The organism is Kluyvera sp. STS39-E (assembly GCF_040932435.1).
Classification (GTDB): domain Bacteria; phylum Pseudomonadota; class Gammaproteobacteria; order Enterobacterales; family Enterobacteriaceae; genus Kluyvera.
The window spans coordinates 589,828-609,898 of sequence record NZ_JBFQGA010000001.1; the positions used below are offsets into that span (position 1 = coordinate 589,828).

20 protein-coding genes are annotated in these 20,071 nt (G+C 53.1%); 12 read left to right on the forward strand and 8 right to left on the reverse strand.

The genetic code is table 11. From position 1 onward, the window contains the following. Positions 1–50 precede the first annotated feature (50 nt). The 12 genes from cysD to rpoS all read left to right on the forward strand — a co-directional run bounded on the left by cysD (position 51) and on the right by rpoS (position 9,850). A complete protein-coding gene (cysD, locus tag AB4K05_RS02845; protein WP_368478499.1) occupies positions 51–959 on the forward strand; it encodes a sulfate adenylyltransferase subunit CysD in 909 nt (302 codons plus the stop codon). Between the two features lie 9 nt (positions 960–968). Next, positions 969–2,396, forward strand: coding sequence for a sulfate adenylyltransferase subunit CysN (gene cysN, locus AB4K05_RS02850; RefSeq protein WP_368478500.1), 1,428 nt, complete (start codon positions 969–971; stop codon positions 2,394–2,396). Next, a complete protein-coding gene (gene cysC, locus AB4K05_RS02855; RefSeq protein ID WP_368478501.1) occupies positions 2,396–3,001 on the forward strand; it encodes an adenylyl-sulfate kinase in 606 nt (201 codons plus the stop codon). The genes cysN and cysC overlap by 1 nt, the downstream gene beginning before the upstream one ends. A gap of 43 nt (positions 3,002–3,044) precedes the next feature. Further along, positions 3,045–3,371 (forward strand): DUF3561 family protein, encoded by a 327-nt coding sequence (locus tag AB4K05_RS02860; protein WP_368478502.1) that lies wholly within the window; start codon positions 3,045–3,047, stop codon positions 3,369–3,371. 160 nt (positions 3,372–3,531) lie between these two features. Continuing rightward, positions 3,532–3,849: a cell division protein FtsB gene (ftsB, locus tag AB4K05_RS02865; protein ID WP_368478503.1), complete on the forward strand. Its 318-nt coding sequence runs from the start codon at positions 3,532–3,534 to the stop codon at positions 3,847–3,849. 18 nt (positions 3,850–3,867) lie between these two features. Continuing rightward, positions 3,868–4,578, forward strand: coding sequence for a 2-C-methyl-D-erythritol 4-phosphate cytidylyltransferase (gene ispD, locus AB4K05_RS02870; protein ID WP_368478504.1), 711 nt, complete (start codon positions 3,868–3,870; stop codon positions 4,576–4,578). After that, positions 4,578–5,057, forward strand: coding sequence for a 2-C-methyl-D-erythritol 2,4-cyclodiphosphate synthase (gene ispF / locus AB4K05_RS02875; RefSeq protein WP_368478505.1), 480 nt, complete (start codon positions 4,578–4,580; stop codon positions 5,055–5,057). The genes ispD and ispF overlap by 1 nt, the downstream gene beginning before the upstream one ends. Beyond that, a complete protein-coding gene (gene truD / locus AB4K05_RS02880) occupies positions 5,054–6,103 on the forward strand; it encodes a tRNA pseudouridine(13) synthase TruD (RefSeq protein WP_368478506.1) in 1,050 nt (349 codons plus the stop codon). Before ispF ends, truD begins: the two co-directional genes overlap by 4 nt. Continuing rightward, entirely contained in the window at positions 6,084–6,845 is a 762-nt protein-coding gene (surE, locus tag AB4K05_RS02885) for a 5'/3'-nucleotidase SurE (protein ID WP_368478507.1), read from the forward strand. Before truD ends, surE begins: the two co-directional genes overlap by 20 nt. Continuing rightward, complete coding sequence (locus AB4K05_RS02890; protein WP_368478508.1) at positions 6,839–7,468, forward strand: protein-L-isoaspartate(D-aspartate) O-methyltransferase; 630 nt, start codon at positions 6,839–6,841, stop codon at positions 7,466–7,468. Before surE ends, AB4K05_RS02890 begins: the two co-directional genes overlap by 7 nt. A gap of 176 nt (positions 7,469–7,644) precedes the next feature. Continuing rightward, positions 7,645–8,742, forward strand: a complete 1,098-nt coding sequence (nlpD, locus tag AB4K05_RS02895; RefSeq protein ID WP_368478639.1) for a murein hydrolase activator NlpD — start codon at positions 7,645–7,647, stop codon at positions 8,740–8,742. 115 nt (positions 8,743–8,857) lie between these two features. Continuing rightward, the gene (gene rpoS / locus AB4K05_RS02900; protein WP_052282148.1) at positions 8,858–9,850 is read left to right on the forward strand and encodes an RNA polymerase sigma factor RpoS; all 993 of its coding nucleotides are present in this window, start codon (positions 8,858–8,860) and stop codon (positions 9,848–9,850) included. Positions 9,851–9,910: 60 nt separating this feature from the next. Here rpoS and AB4K05_RS02905 read toward each other — a convergent pair whose 3' ends face one another. The 8 genes from AB4K05_RS02905 to xdhB form a co-directional block, all read right to left on the reverse strand. Continuing rightward, on the reverse strand, positions 9,911–10,288 hold the full coding sequence (locus AB4K05_RS02905; protein ID WP_368478509.1) for a nuclear transport factor 2 family protein: 378 nt from the start codon (positions 10,286–10,288) through the stop codon (positions 9,911–9,913). Between the two features lie 149 nt (positions 10,289–10,437). Continuing rightward, complete coding sequence (locus AB4K05_RS02910; RefSeq protein WP_368478510.1) at positions 10,438–11,805, reverse strand: NCS2 family permease; 1,368 nt, start codon at positions 11,803–11,805, stop codon at positions 10,438–10,440. 41 nt (positions 11,806–11,846) lie between these two features. Next, positions 11,847–13,163: a guanine deaminase gene (gene guaD, locus AB4K05_RS02915; protein WP_368478511.1), complete on the reverse strand. Its 1,317-nt coding sequence runs from the start codon at positions 13,161–13,163 to the stop codon at positions 11,847–11,849. Positions 13,164–13,180: 17 nt separating this feature from the next. Beyond that, a complete protein-coding gene (locus tag AB4K05_RS02920; protein WP_368478512.1) occupies positions 13,181–14,581 on the reverse strand; it encodes an NCS2 family protein in 1,401 nt (466 codons plus the stop codon). A 163-nt stretch (positions 14,582–14,744) separates the two neighbouring features. Continuing rightward, a complete protein-coding gene (locus AB4K05_RS02925) occupies positions 14,745–17,615 on the reverse strand; it encodes a molybdopterin-dependent oxidoreductase Mo/Fe-S-binding subunit (RefSeq protein ID WP_368478513.1) in 2,871 nt (956 codons plus the stop codon). Further along, on the reverse strand, positions 17,612–18,391 hold the full coding sequence (ygfM, locus tag AB4K05_RS02930; RefSeq protein ID WP_368478514.1) for a molybdopterin-dependent oxidoreductase FAD-binding subunit: 780 nt from the start codon (positions 18,389–18,391) through the stop codon (positions 17,612–17,614). The genes AB4K05_RS02925 and ygfM overlap by 4 nt, the downstream gene beginning before the upstream one ends. 324 nt (positions 18,392–18,715) lie before the next feature. Next, positions 18,716–19,195 (reverse strand): xanthine dehydrogenase iron sulfur-binding subunit XdhC, encoded by a 480-nt coding sequence (gene xdhC, locus AB4K05_RS02935; protein WP_368478515.1) that lies wholly within the window; start codon positions 19,193–19,195, stop codon positions 18,716–18,718. Then, positions 19,192–20,070 carry a xanthine dehydrogenase FAD-binding subunit XdhB gene (gene xdhB / locus AB4K05_RS02940; RefSeq protein WP_368478516.1) on the reverse strand — a complete coding sequence of 293 codons (879 nt, stop codon included), beginning with the start codon at positions 20,068–20,070 and terminating at the stop codon, positions 19,192–19,194. Before xdhB ends, xdhC begins: the two co-directional genes overlap by 4 nt. Position 20,071: the final 1 nt, after the last annotated feature.

The following is a 20,071-nucleotide window of genomic DNA, read 5'->3' on the forward strand; positions in this document are numbered from 1 at the left end:
CCAGCCCAACACACAACAGACATGCGATGAATCAGGCTTAAGGAATGGTTATGGACCAAAAACGACTTACACACCTGCGACAACTGGAGGCGGAAAGCATCCATATCATCCGTGAGGTGGCCGCCGAATTCTCTAATCCGGTGATGATGTACTCCATCGGCAAAGATTCCAGCGTGATGCTGCATCTGGCGCGCAAGGCGTTTTACCCAGGTACGTTGCCGTTCCCGCTTCTGCACGTCGACACTGGCTGGAAATTTCGCGAAATGTACGAATTCCGTGACCGTACCGCGAAAGCGTACGGCTGCGAGCTGCTGGTGCACAAAAACCCGGAAGGGGTGGCAATGGGCATTAACCCGTTTGTCCACGGCAGTGCCAAACATACTGACATTATGAAAACCGAAGGGTTGAAGCAGGCGCTGAATAAATACGGATTTGATGCCGCTTTTGGCGGCGCGCGTCGCGATGAAGAAAAATCACGTGCTAAAGAACGTATCTACTCCTTCCGCGACCGTTTTCACCGTTGGGATCCGAAAAACCAGCGACCTGAGCTGTGGCATAACTACAACGGTCAGATTAACAAGGGCGAAAGCATCCGCGTCTTCCCGCTCTCTAACTGGACTGAACTGGATATCTGGCAGTACATCTACCTCGAAAATATCGACATCGTTCCACTGTATCTGGCCGCTGAACGCCCAGTGCTGGAGCGTGACGGCATGCTGATGATGATTGATGACGACAGGATTGACCTGCAGCCGGGCGAGGTGATTGAAAAACGCATGGTGCGTTTCCGTACCTTAGGGTGCTGGCCGTTGACCGGTGCGGTGGAGTCCGAGGCGCAAACGCTGCCGGAAATTATCGAAGAGATGCTGGTTTCGACCACCAGTGAACGTCAGGGGCGCATGATTGACCGCGACCAGGCCGGCTCCATGGAGCTTAAAAAACGTCAGGGTTATTTCTAAGGAGCCGCCATGAATACGACGATTGCACAACAAATTGCTGATGAAGGTGGCGTTGAATCCTATCTGCATGCCCAGCAGCACAAAAGCCTGCTGCGCTTTTTAACCTGCGGCAGCGTGGATGACGGTAAAAGTACGCTCATTGGCCGCCTGCTGCATGACACCCGACAGATTTACGAAGATCAGTTGTCATCCCTTCATAACGACAGCAAGCGCCATGGCACCCAAGGTGAAAAACTCGATCTGGCGCTGCTGGTGGATGGCCTGCAGGCTGAGCGTGAGCAGGGCATTACGATTGATGTGGCCTATCGCTATTTCTCTACCGAAAAACGTAAGTTTATTATTGCCGACACGCCGGGGCATGAGCAGTACACCCGTAACATGGCAACCGGCGCATCGACCTGCGATCTCGCTATTTTGCTTATCGATGCGCGTAAAGGCGTGCTCGATCAGACCCGTCGCCACAGCTTTATCTCGACGCTGCTGGGGATCAAGCACTTGGTTGTGGCTATCAACAAAATGGATCTCGTCGGTTATAGCGAAGAGACCTTTAACCGCATTCGCGAAGAGTATTTGACCTTTGCCGAACAGCTGCCCGGAAACCTAGATATTCGTTTCGTGCCGCTCTCCGCGCTGGAAGGCGACAACGTTGCCAGCCAGAGCGCCAATATTGCGTGGTACAGCGGCCCAACGCTGCTGGAAGTGCTGGAAACCGTGGCGATTCGCCGTACGGTTGACACCCAGCCAATGCGTTTCCCTGTGCAATACGTTAACCGTCCAAACCTCGATTTTCGTGGTTTCTCCGGCACGCTTGCCTCTGGCAGCGTGAAGGTGGGTCAGCGTGTTAAGGTACTGCCGTCAGGCGTTGAATCGAGCGTGGCGCGCATTGTCACTTTCGATGGCGATCTGCAGGAAGCCCATGCGGGCGAAGCGGTGACGCTGGTGCTGAAGGATGAAATTGATATCAGCCGCGGTGACCTGCTGCTGGACGCGCAGGACACGCTGCCGTCGGTACAGCGCGCCTCGGTGGACGTGGTGTGGATGGCCGAGCAGCCGTTGGCCGTGGGCCAAAGCTACGACATTAAGGTGGCCGGTAAGAAAACCCGCGCCCGCGTGGATGGCATTCAGTATCAGGTAGATATCAATAATCTGACGCAGCGGGAAGTTGAAGCGCTGCCGCTAAACGGCATTGGTTTGATCGACCTGACTTTTGATGAGCCGCTGGTGCTCGACAAATATCAGGAGAACCCGGTGACCGGCGGTCTGATCTTTATCGATCGCTTAAGCAACGTTACCGTAGGCGCGGGTATGGTTCGTGAACCTAACACCGATGAAACCACCGTAACGTCTGAATTCAGCGCCTTTGAACTCGAGCTGAATGCGCTGGTTCGCAAACACTTCCCGCATTGGGGTGCACGCGATTTGCTGGGAGGAAAGTAATGGCTCTGCATGACGAGAATGTCGTCTGGCACGCCCATCCCGTCACCGCGCAGCAGCGTGAACAACTCCACGGGCATCGTGGGGTTGTGCTGTGGTTTACCGGGCTTTCGGGCTCGGGAAAATCTACCGTTGCAGGCGCGTTGGAAGAGGCATTACATCAGCTTGGGGTGAGTACCTACCTGCTGGATGGCGATAATGTGCGCCATGGCCTGTGTAGCGATCTGGGTTTTAGTGATGCCGATCGTAAAGAAAATATTCGTCGCGTAGGTGAAGTGGCGAAATTGATGGTCGATGCGGGGCTGGTGGTATTGACGGCTTTTATCTCGCCGCATCGCGCAGAACGGCAGATGGTGCGTGAGCGGGTGGGGGAAGATCGTTTCTTTGAGATCTTTGTCGATACGTCACTGGCAACCTGTGAAGCTCGCGATCCGAAAGGGCTCTATAAAAAAGCGCGTGCCGGCGAGTTGCGTAATTTTACCGGCATTGATTCAGCATATGAATCCCCTGAGCACCCGGCTATCCATCTTGATGGTGAACAATTAGTAACAAATTTGGTTGCGCAATTATTAGATCTACTGAGGCAGAGCGATATTATCAGATCCTGAAAAGGTGCCGGAGTTTGTTTACTCCGGCCTAACAGGATTATTTATGCGTACGACACAGAACCTCAACGTGACCCAGACAGAGTCACTCGCTCCTGCTTATGACGAAGCCACTTGGTCTTTGTCAGGGGCGTTTGTCGGCTTCGTCGCGTGGTTGATGGCGCTGGGTATCCCGTATCTGCACTATGGCAATAACACGCTATTCTTCTTTCTATACACGTGGCCTTTCTTCCTCGCACTGATGCCCGTAGCGGTCGTCATCGGCGTCGCCTTTCACTCTCTAGTGAAGGGGAGACTGGGTTACACCATCGTTACAACCCTCGCGACGGTCGCCATACTGTGTGGATTATTATTCATGTGGATTATGAGTTAATGCGTTTGCGTTAGACGCAAGGCACCTTGATGACCGTGACAAGAGACGTTTTTGAACCGATGAATGTGGTACATTTCCGGTGATATACAGTATCGCCTGCGGCCGGTGTGGAGTATGACGGCAAGTTATGGGATGATAGTGCCGTTTTTCAGGGGGCAGGATGGGTAAATTAACGCTGCTATTACTGGCTTTGCTGGTGTGGCTACAATATTCCTTATGGTTCGGTAAAAATGGTCTTCATGACTTCAGCCGGGTCAACGATGATGTGTCCGTACAACAAGCAACCAACGCAAAATTAAAAGCGCGTAACGATCAGCTTTTCGCCGAAATTGACGACCTCAACGGCGGTCAGGAAGCTATCGAGGAACGTGCTCGTAACGAACTGAGCATGACCCGCCCAGGCGAAACGTTTTATCGTCTGGTGCCGGATGCGTCCAAACGCAACCAGAGTGCGGGGCAAACGCAGGCGAATCAATAATCAGTTCAGGATGACGACATGGCCGTAACTTCTCTAGGCGTATGCGCCGTGGTGCCGGCAGCCGGATTTGGCCGCCGCATGCAAACGGACTGCCCAAAGCAATATCTCTCAATCGGTAACAAAACGATTCTCGAACACTCGGTGGATGCGCTGCTGGTCAATGCTCGCATTCAACGGGTGATCATTGCCGTCTCTCCAGGCGACGAGCGTTTCCAGCAGCTCCCTCTAGCACAGCATCCGCAGATTACCGTTGTTGACGGCGGCGCCGAACGCGCGGACTCCGTACTGGCTGGCCTGCGCGCCGCCGGCGATGCGCAATGGGTGCTGGTGCATGACGCCGCCCGCCCGTGCCTACGCCCGGATGACTTAGCGCGTCTACTTGCCCTGAGCGAAACCAGCCGAGTCGGCGGTATCCTCGCAGCACCGGTATGCGACACCATGAAACGGGCCGAACCAGGCAAAACGGCGATTGCGCATACGGTTGATCGTAACGATTTGTGGCACGCCTTGACGCCACAATTTTTCCCTCGTGAGCTACTGATTGAGTGCTTAACTCGCGCCCTGAATGAAGGGGCGACCATTACCGATGAAGCTTCAGCCTTAGAGTATTGCGGCTTTCACCCCGAGTTGATTGCCGGACGAGCTGATAATATTAAAGTGACCCGCCCGGAAGACCTGGCGTTGGCTGAATTTTACCTCACCCGCTTGGGTAACCCGGAGAGAGCATAATGCGAATTGGACATGGTTTTGACGTACACGCCTTTGGCGGCGAAGGCCCGATTATCATTGGCGGCGTGCGTATCCCTTATGAAAAAGGGCTGCTGGCACATTCCGACGGCGACGTCGCACTGCATGCGCTGACCGATGCGCTGTTGGGCGCAGCGGCATTAGGCGATATCGGCAAGCTGTTCCCGGATACCGATCCGGCCTTCAAAGGCGCTGACAGCCGCGCACTGTTGCGTGAAGCTTGGAAGCGTGTGCAGGCAAAAGGCTACACCCTCGGCAACGTCGATGTGACTATCATCGCTCAGGCGCCGAAAATGCTGACTCACATCCCGCAAATGCGCGTGTTTATTGCCGAGGATCTCGGCTGTCATATGGATGACGTCAACGTCAAAGCCACCACCACCGAGAAGCTGGGCTTCACCGGTCGTGGGGAAGGCATCGCTTGTGAAGCCGTTGCCTTGTTGAATAAGGCGAAGTCATGATCTCGTTTGATGAGTTAACCTTTCTGCACGGCAAACCGCAGAGCCCGGGGCTGTTGAAGGCCAATCCGGAAGATTTTCTGGTGGTCGAAGATTTAGGTTTTGAACCGGACGGGGAAGGCGAGCATATCCTGGTGCGCATTCTGAAAAATGGCTGCAACACCCGATTTGTTGCCGACGCGCTCGCTAAATTCCTTAAGATACATGCGCGTGAAGTGAGCTTCGCTGGGCAAAAAGATAAGCATGCGGTCACTGAACAGTGGCTGTGCGCACGCGTACCGGGCAACGCGATGCCGGATTTAAGCCAATTCCAGCTCGAAGGCTGCCAAGTACTGGAATATGCCCGTCATAAGCGTAAGCTGCGTTTAGGGGCGCTGAAAGGCAACCAGTTCACGCTGGTGCTGCGCGAAGTCAGAGGGCGCGACGATGTCGAGTCCCGTTTGCAGGCGATTGTCGAACGCGGCGTGCCTAACTATTTTGGTGCTCAGCGCTTTGGTATCGGCGGTAGTAACCTGCTTGGCGCGCTGCGCTGGGCACAGAGCGGGGCGCCGGTACGTGACCGGAATAAGCGTAGTTTTTGGTTGTCGGCATCCCGCAGTGCGTTGTTTAATCAGATTGTGAGTGAACGCCTAAAAAAAACGGACTTTAATCAAGTTGTTGACGGCGATGCGCTACAATTATCCGGGCGTGGCAGCTGGTTTGTAGCCAGTGACGAAGAACTGGCTACATTGCAAGAACGCGTTAACGCGCGGGAGTTAATGATTACCGCAGCGCTGCCCGGTAGCGGCGACTGGGGAACCCAGCGTGACGCGCTGGCGTTTGAACAAGCCGTGCTGGCTGAAGAGACCACACTGCAGTCGCTGCTGGTGCGTGAAAAAGTCGAGGCTGCGCGCCGTGCCATGATGCTGTATCCGCAGCAGATGAGTTGGAATTGGTGGGACGACGTCACCGTCGAACTGCGCTTCTGGCTACCGGCAGGCAGCTTTGCGACCAGCGTGGTAAGGGAACTTATCAATACAACAGGTGATTATGCGAATATTGCTGAGTAACGATGACGGGATCCATGCGCCAGGCATTCAGACGCTGGCGAGAGCCTTGCGGGAATTTGCCGAGGTTCAGGTAGTTGCACCCGATCGTAACCGCAGTGGCGCATCCAACTCACTCACGCTTGAGTCCTCGCTTCGTACCTTCACTTTCGATAACGGTGATATTTCCGTCCAGATGGGCACGCCAACCGACTGTGTCTATCTGGGTGTCAATGCGCTGATGCGTCCACGCCCGGACATTGTAGTGTCGGGGATTAATGCCGGGCCGAATTTGGGTGACGATGTTATCTATTCCGGCACCGTGGCGGCTGCGATGGAGGGCCGTCATTTAGGTTTTCCCGCATTGGCGGTATCGCTAAACGGTCATCAACATTACGAAACCGCTGCGGCAGTGACCTGTTCGCTGCTGCGCGCACTTGCGCGCGAACCGCTGCGCACCGGACGCATTCTGAACGTCAACGTCCCTGATTTGCCGCTCGATCAACTCAAAGGTATTCGCGTTACCCGCTGCGGTAGCCGTCATCCGGCGGATAAGGTCATCCCGCAGCAGGACCCTCGTGGCAACACGCTTTACTGGATTGGTCCTCCGGGCGCTCAATGCGATGCCGGGCCTGATACCGATTTTGCCGCCGTTGATGAAGGCTATGTCTCCGTGACACCGCTGCATGTGGATCTCACGGCACACAGCACGCATGGGGTGGTATCCGATTGGCTGGAACAGGCGAGGGTTGACGCGCAATGGTAGTCAGTAAACGCATCCAGAGTCTGTTGAACCAGCTTCATCAGCTTGGCATCCGTGATGAACGGGTGCTTGATGCGCTGGCTAAGGTACCTCGCGAAAAATTTATCGACGAAGCGTTTGAACACAGCGCATGGGACAACGTGGCGCTGCCTATAGGTATGGGGCAAACCATTTCACAACCCTATATGGTGGCGCGGATGACCGAACTGCTGGAGCTAACGCCGGAATCTCGGGTGCTGGAAATCGGCACCGGTTCGGGTTATCAGACGGCAATCTTGGCACATTTGGTACACCACGTTTGTTCCGTTGAACGTATAAAGAGTCTGCAATGGCATGCCCGGCGTCGCTTGAAGCAGCTTGATTTGCATAATGTATCGACCCGCCATGGCGATGGCTGGCAGGGGTGGCAGGCTCGTGCCCCGTTTGACGCCATCATCGTGACGGCTGCACCGCCAGAAATCCCGGTTGCGTTAATGTCGCAACTGGATGAAGACGGCATTCTTGTCTTGCCCGTGGGCGATGATCAGCAGTACTTGAAACGCGTTCATCGGCGGGGAGGCGAATTTATTATTGATACCGTCGAGGCCGTTCGCTTCGTTCCTCTGGTGAAGGGGGAACTGGCCTGAGACCCGGACTTTTCTGAGGGTTTTCAGTCCAATTCAGCGTATGGTGAACACGTTTTCCAGTGTTCAAGACGTGCGTTGCGCGGTATTAAGTCACTGGCAGTTAACCTATTCCTGGGGGATAAATGAGCGCGGGAAGCCCTAAATTTACCGTTAATCGTGTAGTGGCATTGTCACTGATTTCACTTTGGCTGGCCGGTTGTTCTTCATCGAATAACGCACCAGCGCCAGTCAGTTCCGTCAACGGCAACAGTTCAGGTAGCACGAGCACGAGTTCCGGCATGCTAATTACGCCGCCACCAAAAATGGGCAGCACGGCGCAGTCAACTCCTCAGATTCAACCGGTACAGCCGGTTCAGACGCAACCTATCCAAAGCCAGCCGCGCATGTCGCAGCCGGTTGCACAGCAGCCTGTGCAAATGGAAAACGGCCATATTGTCTACAACCGTAAATACGGTGATATTCCAAAAGGCAGCTACGCCGGTGGGAGCACCTATACGGTCAAACACGGTGACACGCTGTTCTATATTGCTTGGGTCACCGGTAATGACTTCCGCGACCTAGCGCAACGCAACAATGTTGCCGCGCCTTACGCCTTGAACGTCGGGCAGGTGCTGCAGGTCGGTAACGCCTCAGGCCAGCCGATTACCGGTAATAATCCGGTGGCGATAGCCAGTGCGCAGACCAGTAGCGGAAATTCCGGATTAGTCTCAAAACCTGCACAAAATTCAACCGGGGCTGTTGCGTCGACTTCGACAATTACGTATTCTGAGGATTCAGGTGAACAAAGTGCTAATAAAATGTTGCCTAATAACAAGCCTGCGACGACCGTCACAGCGCCTGTTACGGCACCAACGACGAGCACAACCGTAGCGACTGCCAGCAGTACATCAACCAGTTCGCCAATTTCTTCCTGGCGCTGGCCAACTGACGGCAAGATTATCGAAAACTTTAGCGGCACCGACGGTGGCAACAAAGGTATCGATATTGCGGGCAGTAAAGGACAGGCAATCGTCGCAACCGCCGATGGGCGCGTCGTCTATGCCGGTAACGCACTGCGCGGTTACGGTAATCTTATTATCATCAAACACAACGATGATTACCTGAGTGCCTACGCTCATAACGATACGATGCTGGTAAAAGAGCAACAAGATATCAAGGCTGGGCAGAAAATCGCTACCATGGGTAGCACAGGAACAAGTTCAACACGTTTGCATTTTGAAATTCGTTACAAGGGGAAATCCGTCAACCCGCTGCAATATTTACCGCAGCGATAATTCGGCAAAGTACTTCACATGAACGCTTTCAGGTGGCAACTGCAGCCGTAGAGGCCGCCTGGTAAGTGACATGATAAGGTGCATTGCCTGGGGATCACGGGTAGGAGCCACCTTAATGAGTCAGAATACGCTGAAAGTTCATGATTTAAATGAAGATGCGGAGTTTGATGAGAATGGAGCAGAGACTTTTGATGAAAAAGTCCTGAATGAAGAGGAACCCAGTGACAGCGAGCTCGCCGAAGAGGAGCTTTTATCGCAGGGTGCAACTCAACGTGTACTCGATGCGACTCAGCTCTATCTGGGTGAGATCGGTTATTCTCCGCTATTAACCGCAGAAGAAGAAGTTTACTTTGCTCGCCGTGCTTTGCGTGGCGATGTTGCCTCACGCCGACGGATGATTGAAAGTAACCTTCGTCTGGTGGTAAAAATTGCCCGCCGTTATGGCAATCGTGGTCTGGCACTGCTGGATCTTATCGAAGAGGGCAATTTGGGGCTGATTCGCGCCGTAGAGAAGTTTGACCCGGAGCGTGGGTTCCGCTTTTCGACCTATGCAACGTGGTGGATCCGCCAGACCATCGAACGGGCTATCATGAATCAAACCCGTACTATTCGTCTGCCAATCCACATTGTTAAAGAGCTGAACGTTTATCTCCGTACCGCGCGTGAACTGTCGCATAAACTGGATCACGAACCGAGTGCGGAAGAGATAGCAGAACAGCTGGATAAGCCAGTTGATGACGTTAGCCGTATGCTGCGTCTCAATGAACGCATCACTTCAGTTGATACGCCGCTGGGCGGAGATTCTGAAAAAGCGCTGCTGGACATCTTGGCCGATGAAAATGAAAACGGCCCGGAAGACACCACGCAGGACGATGATATGAAACAAAGCATCGTCAAATGGCTGTTCGAACTGAACGCCAAGCAGCGTGAAGTGCTGGCTCGTCGTTTTGGCCTGTTGGGCTATGAAGCGGCGACGCTTGAAGATGTGGGCCGTGAAATCGGTCTGACCCGCGAACGCGTGCGTCAGATTCAGGTTGAAGGCTTGCGCCGTCTGCGGGAAATCCTGCAGGGACAGGGGCTAAACATCGAAGCGTTATTCCGCGAGTAAGATACCTTTTCTCAAAAAGGCTCAATCATTCGATTGGGCCTTTTTCTTTTGTATTGCCGGTTATCCCTGAGCCGTTTCGTGCAAGTGCAGCCAGACTATCTTGTCTTGCTGTAGGCGGAACACCGCTGTTGACCAACGTGCAGATTCTGGTTTTCCCGGTAAATACTGGATTTCCTTATACATCACGACGGCTCCATCGTGCCATTCAGCGAGAAGGGATACATTATCAATAACAATCTTTAAGCCTGGGCGGCAGGCGCTGGCGCCTTGGAAAAAAGCACTGACCGCTTGATTATCCATCCGGGCGCCGCTTGGTGGGATCATCACAAAATCGGCGCTGAAACGTTGCATTAATGCGCTGGCACTCCCTTCTCCCCGACCCAACCAGTTTTCGATAATGACGTGGGCGTCGATGACTTCTTGAATATAGCGATTCATGTGATCTCCATTTTATTATGCAGGCGCGTGTCGATGACCAGATTATCAAAAATAGAGTGTAGCCCTTTGCTTCCTGTGCTGTTGTCTGGCGCAGGTTAAATGTTAAGAATCACCCACTCCACGCCAGAAGGCCTAGAGTGGGTTTCGGACTAGATTGCCCATCCCCCTGCGTAAAAGGCCACCAGAGCAACGGTGATGATCACCGTTCCAATGTTGAGTTTTTGCCACTCACGTGCCGACAGCCGACCAATAACCAGAGTCACAAAGCCCAACATAATGCCGGTGACAATATTACAGGTTAAGACGATGAATACGGCGCAGACCAACCCCGACATGGCATCAATGAAATCATTGAAATCAAGTTTGGAGACGTTACTCAGCATCAATAGACCGACGTACATCAATGCGGGTGCCGTGGCATAACCGGGGATTAAAAATGACAGTGGGGAGAAAAAGAGTATGACGAGGAACAGGCAGCCCACAACGGCGGCAGTTAACCCGGTTTTTCCGCCGGCCGCCGTTCCTGCCGCTGATTCAATATAAACCGCCGCTGGAGCAGCACCCACTAGGCCTGAGAACACGGAGCTAACTGAATCGCTGGTTAACGCCTTTCCACCATTAATTATCTGGTTGTCCTTATCAAGAAGATTGGCTTGGCCTGCGACGGCGCGAATGGTGCCGGTTGCGTCAAATACCGCGGTCATTACCAGAGCCAATACGCTAGGTAATACCGCTGGTTTGAGCGCCCCCATAATATCCAAGCTAAAAATCAAGGATTGACCGTCCGCCCCGCTAAGGCTGGGGATTGCGATCAGGCCGTGATACTGCACTTCAGGGTCAAAAATAAGGCCGATAATTGAGATAGCGATGATCACCAACAGGATCCCGCCGGGCACCCGACATTTCTCCAAACCAAAAATGACGGCTAGTCCAAGCAGGCTCATGATCACGGGGAATGAGTCAAAGGCGCCCAAAGCGACCGGCAGCCCCTCCAGCGGGTTTTTAATGACCAAACCAACGCCGTTTGCCGCAATCAGCAGCAGAAACAGGCCGATACCAATACCGGTGCCATGAGCGATACCCATCGGTAAATTGCGCAGGATCCAGGTGCGGATGCCGGTGACGGAGATGGCGGTAAAGAGCACCCCCATCAGGAACACGGCCCCTAGGGCGACTGGGATGCTAATATGCTGCCCGAGAACCAAGCTAAAAGCGGTGAATGCGGTCAACGAAATGGCGCAGCCAATAGCCATCGGAAGATTGGCCCACAGCCCCATCAGCAGTGAGCCGAAGCCCGCAACCAGACAGGTAGCGACGAAAACTGCCGCGGGAGGAAAGCCCGCTTTTCCTAACATGCCGGGGACGACGATCACCGAGTAAACCATGGCTAAAAATGTTGTTAGCCCGGCGAGGATCTCTTGGCGAACGCTGCTGCCCCGCGCGGAGATGTGAAAATAATTTTCCAATGCACCGCGCAATGACGAGGAAGCAGGCGTGTGCTGCATTTCTCCAGACATAATGGTGTCCTCAAAAGAGTGAATTTATTAATTTCAATTGGTTAACTGCGTTCATACACCAGCCGACCATCGACATAAGTGCGGTAGATGGAGCGGTCATCGCCGAGAGTCATCATCACGAACAGCTTGTCGGCAAGCGTGACGGAGTTGTCATAGCGCAGCTGCTGTAACGGTGTGGCGGTCGGTTCAAGCACCACAAAATCGGCCTCTTTCCCGTGGTTGAAGTTACCAATCAGATTGTCTAGCCCCAATGCCTTGGCGCCGCCAAGCGTGGCGAGATAAAAGGCTTCAAATGCGGAAAGCCGATACCCCTGAAGCTGTACCACTTTGTAGGCCTCATTGAGGGTTTGCAGCATATTGAACGTGGTGCCCGCGCCAATATCTGTGCCCATGCCCACGCTGATTTTTTTGCGCCATGCTTTTTGTAGGTTAAACAGCCCGCTGCCGAGATACAGGTTAGACGTTGGGCAAAATGCGATGCTGGACTGGGTTTCACTCAGGCGATCCCACTCTTTTTCTTCAAGATGTATACAGTGGGCGAAAACGCAGTTTTTACCGGTCAGGCCAAACTGGTGATAAACATCGAGATAGCCATCGTTTTCGGGGTACAGCTCTTTGACCCATGCGATTTCATCTTTGTTTTCGCAAAGGTGGGTGTGTATCCAGGTGTCGGGGTATTCCTCGCGCAGCCGCCGTGCCATTGCCAGCTGCTCGGGGGATGACGTCGGGGCGAAGCGTGGGGTGATGGCATATAGCAGACGGCCATTTTTATGCCAGCGTTCGATCAGCGCTTTGCTTTGCTCATAGCTGCTTTGCGCATCATCAAGGAGATAATCCGGAGCATTGCGATCCATCATCACTTTGCCTGCGATCATCCGCATATTGATATGGCTTGCGGCTTCAAATAGGGCATCAACCGACTGCGGATGTACGGTACCGAAAACTAATGCCGTCGTTGTGCCATTACGCAAAAGTTGCTTGAGGAAAAAGGTGGACATTTCCCGGGCGTAATCCAAATCCTCATAGCGGCGCTCTGTGGGGAAAGTGTGCTTATTTAGCCATTCTAACAATTGCTCGCCGTAGGCCCCCACCATCTCACTTTGTGGGTAGTGAATATGCGTATCGACAAATCCAGGAACGATAATTTTACCGCGGTAATCTCGAATGCGAATAGCGTCCGGGATGAGATGCTTTCCCTCTTCCCATTGACCAAACCATTCAATTTTACCGTCACCAATTAACAGTAAACCATCCTCAATAAAGCGTAACGCTGATTCGATCTCTTCCGGATGCGTAATAGTCCGGGTGATATCAATAAAGCTACCGCGTATCGCTTTTAACTTTTTCTCTTCGGACATAATAAGTTCCTTCATATTTATTGAATTTTCTTAGCGGAAGCGGTGGCAGGTAGAACTTCTTCTTGGCGATAGCCGCCAGGGAGAATGATATTAAGAACGATGGCCGTTAATCCGCCGGCGCAAATGGGGTTTTCTACTAACACATAAATTGATGCAGGTAATATTTTGAAAATTTCGGGATCGTAGGACACGCCAAGGCCTAATCCCAGGGAGGTGGCGACGATTAAGGTATCGCGACGTTTTAAACCGTTAGTAATAATGATGCGTATTCCTGCTATCGCTATCATCGAGAACATTAAGGTCATCGCACCGCCCAGCACGGCGGATGGAATGGTGGTAAAGAAGCCACCAATCATTGGAAACAGTCCAAGGACAACCAACATAATGGCAATGACCCGACCAATATGCCGCGAGGCGACACCCGTCATCTGTATCACGCCGTTATTTTGGGCAAAGGTAGTCAGCGGTAATGACCCGACGGCTGAAGCAATAACGGAAACAATACCATCGGCCAACACGCCGCCTTTCAGGCGTGATTGATATTCTTCCCCTTCAATCGGGCGATTCGAAACCATCGCGGTCGCTGTAATATCGCCAACAGCCTCTAACACGCTGAGTAAATAAATGGTGCCGACTACCAGAAAATGGTGAAAGCTGAAATGAAAACCATATTTGAATGGAGAGGGGATAGTGATTAACGGTAAATTATGCAAGCCGCTAAAGTCGACCATTCCTAAGCATAATGAAACGATGTAGCCAACAAACAGCCCAATCGCAATACCGCCCATGCGTAGCAGTGGGCTACGACAACAGTTGAAGGCAATGACCACCATTAATACCAGAAGACCCACGCCAATATGCTGGTAGCTGCCGAAGGTACCGCTGTTTTTAGCCGCAAAACCGCCGCCGAAATCAATAATGCCGACTTTAATTAAGCTCAGGCCAATCATCAGCACAACAATACCGCTGACGGTGGGCGTAATCACCCGGCGTAAATAGGGCAGAATAAAGGATGCGCCGACGACGAGGAATGCGCCAACAAACGAAATGCCGAGCAGTGATGACATGATAAGTTCTTCGTGAAAACCATCACTCTTCATACTACTGCCGAGTGCAATCATCACGGTGACGAAGGAAAAATTAACGGACTGAATAGAGAGCAGGCCAGAGCCGACTATTCCGTATCGGTTCACCTGCAGCCAGGTGCCAATGCCGGAAGCAATCATCGCCATTGAGACCAGATAAGCAGTGGTTTCGGTAGAAAGTTGTAATGCGGCACTAACGATTAATGCTGGTGTCACCATCGGCACAAATATCGCGAGCAAATGCGTTATCGCGCCAATGATGGCTTGGTAAAATGGCGGCTTATCCTCTAATTCGTATATCAGGTCCGAGTTTGTGCGAGTTATATCAGACATCCCTTTACTCCTTCTAAAGCAAATTTGATCATCTGATTTTGAGGAAAGCATTGGCGAATTTTGGTCGTAGAAAGCCCTGAGAATGCGTTATCTCAATTCGCAATACACATCATCCTGCTAAACCGGTGAGGGGAAAATGGGCCGTAGAAACGGCCCGTTTTCGTTAGAGATTTCCTAGCGCACGCAGAATTTTCTCTGCGCTGAAATGCCATTCGCGCAACCAAACGCCGCAGGCATCATGGATAGCGGTGGCGATAGCTGGGGCGGCACCGTTAACGCCGATTTCAGAGATTGATTTTGCGCCAAAGGGACCGACCTTATCATCGCTAGGGACCAGTACCGCGCGGAAATCTCGGGGAATATCGCCAATTTTAGGCGCTCCGTAAGCCCGCAGGTCGCGGGTGAGAGGATGGCCCTTTGCATCGTAGATTATCTCTTCGCTTAGGCTGTGACCGATGGCGCGCATAGTGGCTCCATAGATTTGCCCCAGTGCCAGTTCGGGGTTAACCGGTGTGCCGCAGTCGAGTAAGGCGTAGAACTTATCAAGGCGGATTTCCCCGGTGCGAATATTGACCCCAAGCTCGACAAAGTTTGCGCCGTACGGGAAAGCAAAGTCCGGCGTGATATAGCAGGCGGTAGCCGAAAGGGCGCCAAACCCCGTTCCGGTTTCACCAAGATGCGCAATATCGCCAAAGCTCACTTCACCCGTTTTGCCGCGGACAACCCCTGGCGCCGCAATCACCACGTCGGATAAAGGTTCCTTGAGCATTTCGGCGCCGTGGAAGAGGATTTTATCGCGTAGGTTTTCTGCCGCTTTACGCGCCGCATTGCCGGAGAAACAGGTGCCTGACGAAGCATAAGCACCTTTATCAAACAAGGCGCTGTCCGTGTCACCGGAGATAACCTGCACGTCGGATAGCGGGCAGTGCAGCACCTCGGCGGTCAACTTCGCGACAACCGTGTCGAGCCCGGTGCCGATATCCGCGCCGCCAGATTGAACGATAAAGGTGCCGTCTGACTCTAGCTTTATCAGGCAGTTTGCCTGGTCGATATCGGGGATGCCCGATTTCTGCATAATAATGGCGACCCCACGACCGATTCGCCAATCACCCTGCTGTGGTTTAGGCGATGACCACTGGATCATCTCCCGACCCTGTCGCAGAATTTCTTCCAGCGCGCAGCTGGCGGCGCTTGGGACGGAGGTTGGGGCCTTGCCTTCGCCAATTGCGCCGAGGATTTTTAGCTCCTGGCCTTCATGTACGCGGTTGCGCTCGATGATGTCTAGCTGGTCGATTTGCAGCTGTTCCGCCAGTTCCGCTAAAGCCATGGTCAGGGCGAAGTTGCCCTTTGGCGCGCCATAGCCCTGATAAGCCCCGGTAGGGCAGATATTGCTGTAGTAAGTGGTGACCTGAAAATCAACGTTATCGCAGGGATACAGCGGCAGTGACAGCGCCGGGCCGTTGCAGGGAACGGTAAGCGCGTGGTTGCCATAAGGCCCGGTATTGGCACGGAAATCCATTTTCACGGCGGTGAGTCGACCGTCTTTTTTCGCGCCGAGTTTGACCGTGACTTTGGCAACGTGGCGCGAGGTATTGGCAATAAACTCTTCTTCACGGGTATAGCGGAAATAGGCTGGCCGCCCCGTCACGCAGGTTGCCCAAGCGCAAACTTCTTCCAATAAGATATCTTGTTTTGACCCAAACCCGCCGCCAACACGTTCCTTGATAACATGAACCTTGTGTTGCTTCATGCCGACAATGCGCGCGACCTGGCGGCGAACGTGCCACGGGACCTGAGTGGAAGCGTGAATAACCAACCGATCGCCGTCCATGCGGGTAAAGCAGATATGGGGTTCGGTTGGGCATTGCTGTGCCTGGGTGGAGTGGTAGGTCCGCTCGATAATGACATCCGCATCACCAAAGCCCTTTTCCATGTCGCCGATATGGCCGTGGATGCTGGCGGCAATATTCTTACGCGGGCGTGCGCCGATAGGGAAATTCACTATCATATGCTCGCCGCGCTGCGCGGCGTGCGTATTGTCTTCCTCTAGCGTATCCGGTGCGCCAACGCCGTACACCACCGGTTCGTCGTGCACCACCGGCGCGTCCTCCGCCATCGCCTCGTCAATCGACATGACGGGTTTTAGCACTTCGTATTCAACGCGAATCAGTGCGAGCGCTGCTAGCGCAATCTCTTCACTCTCGGCGACGACGGCGGCTACGCGATCGCCGACGTGGCGTACTTTTTTGCCAAACATACGTCTGTCTAACGGCGATGGCTCAGGTGCGCTTTGACCGCCTGGTGTGTAGTAAATATCAGGGCAGTTGCGATAGGTGATGATATGAACGACGCCGGGGAGAGCCTCTGCTTCGCTAACATCAAGGTGTGTGATCAGCGCATGCGCATGCGGGCTACGTAGCATTTTGATGATACAGGCATTGGGCGTTACGCGATCCTCAACGTAGCACGGTTTGGCTTGGACCATGACGGCCGCGTCTGACTTGGGATGCAGCTTACCTATCACGTTGAGATCGGGACGGAAAGTCGGGGCTACGGTCAAGCTGGCGTGGGGATCGGCTTTACGGGCAATGGCGAGTTCAATCACCTGATAAAATTGCTGCCAGCCGGCATCGCGGCTGAATAAGCCGGACAGCGCATCATCGATTTCATCGCGGGTTGGCGCTGCTATTCTGTCGAGAAGATCGGTCATGATGAGTGCGGCGGCAGGATCGTTATAGCCTGACTGAACAACGCCGACGTCGATCATGGCCTGCTGGACAAGGCTGGGTTCGTTCCATTTACCCAATGATTCAGCGGTAGCAATTTCCGCCTGTTCTAATTGCGCCGCAATCAGCAGGGATGCATTGACGATGTTGCCGTTAAAGAGGATGGCATCAGAACCGGCAAAACCAAAGCCATCGTCGCTGTTACGGACCGAATGCATGCCGAGGTTGAACAACAGTTTCTGAACGTTTTCACCCGCATTTACCTTCAGCTCCTTCGCGGCGCCGTTTAGCGTAAAATGGATAATCATGCGATTTCCTCCCCCATTTGCTGGCAATCGGCATAGAGATCTGCCACGACTACCCCGGTGATATAGCGTTTATAGGCAATACTGCCGCGCAGATCTTCTTTTGGGAAAATGGCGTCAGCGACCGCCTGTTCTAGCGCGCTGCCTTCTAGGTTTTGCGCCTCGATATCACGCAGACGCTGCGTGCGGGGGGTTACACCATTAAGGGCAATGCGGATACCATCATGTTCGGTGAGCGCAACGGCCGCAGTGACCACCGTTAGCCCCGCTTGTGAGCGGCTGATTTTGCGCGTGGCACAAAGACGATAGGGATCTTTAATGACGATTTCTGTTATCAGCCGATCGTCCGGATCGGCGAGATAATCTTCCAAAGGCAGGGTTTCACCGTTGCCACATAGCAGCAAGGTATCGAGTGCCAGCAGCACCGGGAGTAAAACGGACTCTTCCTGGTGGGCGGCAATTTCCCCGCCAAGGGTTGATTGATTGCGCAGGTGTCGGGAATAGACAAAGCCGAGCGCATCGAAAAGTGCGGACGAGATAAAGTGGGTATCGCGCAGCATTTGTAGGGAAGTCATGGCGCCAATGCGTAATGTGCCGTTATCCCAGTCAACCCACGATAGTTCTAAATCACGAAGTGAGATAGCAATACGCTTATCGGTGCGTGTCGGCGTTGCATTTAGTTTGCTGCCACCGGCGAACCAGACGGCGTCATCCTGATAGCGGCGTTTCAGTTCAAGAGCCTGTTCGACAGAATCCGGCCTGAATAGTTGTTCGATCATATACTGTCCTTATGCTCCTTTAGCGCAGAGCCTGTATCGGTAGCGGAATCCAAATTGGGCTATATGCAGCAACGTCCATACCACACTTACCGACCAATCGAATAAAAAGAGAATTATGTGAGAGAGTTCTAATTCTGATGTGACTTTGTGAAATATGTCGCTTTATTCCGCTGGGGAATTTATTTGCTGATAGTGGGAGGGTTTGCGTTTTATTATTTTTATCGAATCCGCGATCATGATGGATATCTCTCATTATGATAATGATAAATATGGAGGTTCCTTGGGCGACGATAAATAAGAGACATCCTTGTCTCTTATTAGGCATTACTTTTGCTGCTCGATGGTTTGCACGGTATTGACTATTGTTTGATAGCCCGTACAGCGACATAGATTTCCCGCCAGCCCTCGACGAATTTCAAGAATAGTGAGCGGGGCATCATGGGGCTTCGCCAACATAGCCTTGGTGGCCATGATGAAACCTGGCGTACAAAAGCCACACTGCACGGCTCCTGAATTGGCATAGGCATGTTGAATCGGCGATAGCTGCTGGCCGCAAGATTCCCCCTCCAACGTACTAATCTGTTTGCCTGCGGCCCAGACCGCCAGATACAGGCAGCTATCCACGGCAACACCATCAATCAACACGGTACAGGCCCCGCATTCTCCCACGCAGCAGCCTTGTTTGACGCTGAGCAGGCCCTGTTCGCGCAACAGGTCTGCCAGCGGCATGCCTGGAACAATATCGCCTTCAAAAGCCATTCCGTTAATTGTGCATTCCAGCATGATTCTGTTGCTGTATTTCATAGCAGCTTTCCTCCTGCCGCGATAACGGCTTCGCTAATGACCTTTTTAGTCATGGTCTGGATGAGGTGTAGGCGAAATTCTTTACTCGCTCGCCAGGATGAACGCGGCGCAACATCCTGTAGAACGGCTTCCGTGATGGAGTCCAGCGTTAATTGTGTTAAGGGGGCATGATGGGCAGTTTGTTCGGCATGCTGGCAGCGTATCGGCGTGGGGGCGGCAACACCGAAAGCTAGGCGCAGTTCCTCTATCCTGTCGCCCTGCAAACGACAGCGCGCGGCACAGCCAATCGTCGAGATATCCATTGCGTCGCGCATGGCATACTTAAAATGGGCGCTACCCGTATGCACGTCTGATAGCACCGGAAAATGAAACGCGGCGACGATTTCATTGTGTAAAAGCGCCACCTTGCCGGGGCCGGTATGAAAACCTTGGATTGGCGTAAACCGTGTGCCGGCGGGGGAATGGATTTCCAACGCGGCATCGTAAATCAACGTTGGCGTGGCGGAATCAGCGCTGGTGGCACCGTTGCAAATATTGCCGCCGTAGGTGGCGACGTTGCGAATCTGCGGGCCGGCGATGGACGCCGAAGCAGCGCATAGGGCAGGGAGATGTTGCTGCGTTAATGGATGCTCGATTATTTCACTAAATGTTGTCGCCGAGCCAATGCGCAATGTTCCCTCTGGCGTGAGTGTGATACCGCGCAGCTCACTCAATGCGTGAATATCGACAATGTGCCGGTAGCGAGCGTTGTGATGATGGAGTTGGATCAGAACATCGGTACCGCCAGCAAGTAATTTTGCCTCTGGATTCTCGCTTAGCAGACCGATAGCTTCGGTTATCGTTTGTGCACGATGATAAGTTGCTATATCAAACATG

What these genes read in the sequence shown, in the direction of transcription:
- cysD (WP_368478499.1), top strand. Translation starts at nt 51, where the DNA reads ATGGACCAAAAACGACTTACACACCTGCGACAACTGGAGGCGGAAAGC.
- cysN (WP_368478500.1), top strand. Translation starts at nt 969, where the DNA reads ATGAATACGACGATTGCACAACAAATTGCTGATGAAGGTGGCGTTGAA.
- cysC (WP_368478501.1), top strand. Translation starts at nt 2,396, where the DNA reads ATGGCTCTGCATGACGAGAATGTCGTCTGGCACGCCCATCCCGTCACC.
- AB4K05_RS02860 (WP_368478502.1), top strand. Translation starts at nt 3,045, where the DNA reads ATGCGTACGACACAGAACCTCAACGTGACCCAGACAGAGTCACTCGCT.
- ftsB (WP_368478503.1), top strand. Translation starts at nt 3,532, where the DNA reads ATGGGTAAATTAACGCTGCTATTACTGGCTTTGCTGGTGTGGCTACAA.
- ispD (WP_368478504.1), top strand. Translation starts at nt 3,868, where the DNA reads ATGGCCGTAACTTCTCTAGGCGTATGCGCCGTGGTGCCGGCAGCCGGA.
- ispF (WP_368478505.1), top strand. Translation starts at nt 4,578, where the DNA reads ATGCGAATTGGACATGGTTTTGACGTACACGCCTTTGGCGGCGAAGGC.
- truD (WP_368478506.1), top strand. Translation starts at nt 5,054, where the DNA reads ATGATCTCGTTTGATGAGTTAACCTTTCTGCACGGCAAACCGCAGAGC.
- surE (WP_368478507.1), top strand. Translation starts at nt 6,084, where the DNA reads ATGCGAATATTGCTGAGTAACGATGACGGGATCCATGCGCCAGGCATT.
- AB4K05_RS02890 (WP_368478508.1), top strand. Translation starts at nt 6,839, where the DNA reads ATGGTAGTCAGTAAACGCATCCAGAGTCTGTTGAACCAGCTTCATCAG.
- rpoS (WP_052282148.1), top strand. Translation starts at nt 8,858, where the DNA reads ATGAGTCAGAATACGCTGAAAGTTCATGATTTAAATGAAGATGCGGAG.
- AB4K05_RS02905 (WP_368478509.1), bottom strand. Translation starts at nt 10,288, where the DNA reads ATGAATCGCTATATTCAAGAAGTCATCGACGCCCACGTCATTATCGAA.
- AB4K05_RS02910 (WP_368478510.1), bottom strand. Translation starts at nt 11,805, where the DNA reads ATGTCTGGAGAAATGCAGCACACGCCTGCTTCCTCGTCATTGCGCGGT.
- guaD (WP_368478511.1), bottom strand. Translation starts at nt 13,163, where the DNA reads ATGTCCGAAGAGAAAAAGTTAAAAGCGATACGCGGTAGCTTTATTGAT.
- AB4K05_RS02920 (WP_368478512.1), bottom strand. Translation starts at nt 14,581, where the DNA reads ATGTCTGATATAACTCGCACAAACTCGGACCTGATATACGAATTAGAG.
- AB4K05_RS02925 (WP_368478513.1), bottom strand. Translation starts at nt 17,615, where the DNA reads ATGATTATCCATTTTACGCTAAACGGCGCCGCGAAGGAGCTGAAGGTA.
- ygfM (WP_368478514.1), bottom strand. Translation starts at nt 18,391, where the DNA reads ATGATCGAACAACTATTCAGGCCGGATTCTGTCGAACAGGCTCTTGAA.
- xdhC (WP_368478515.1), bottom strand. Translation starts at nt 19,195, where the DNA reads ATGAAATACAGCAACAGAATCATGCTGGAATGCACAATTAACGGAATG.
- xdhB (WP_368478516.1), bottom strand. Translation starts at nt 20,070, where the DNA reads ATGTTTGATATAGCAACTTATCATCGTGCACAAACGATAACCGAAGCT.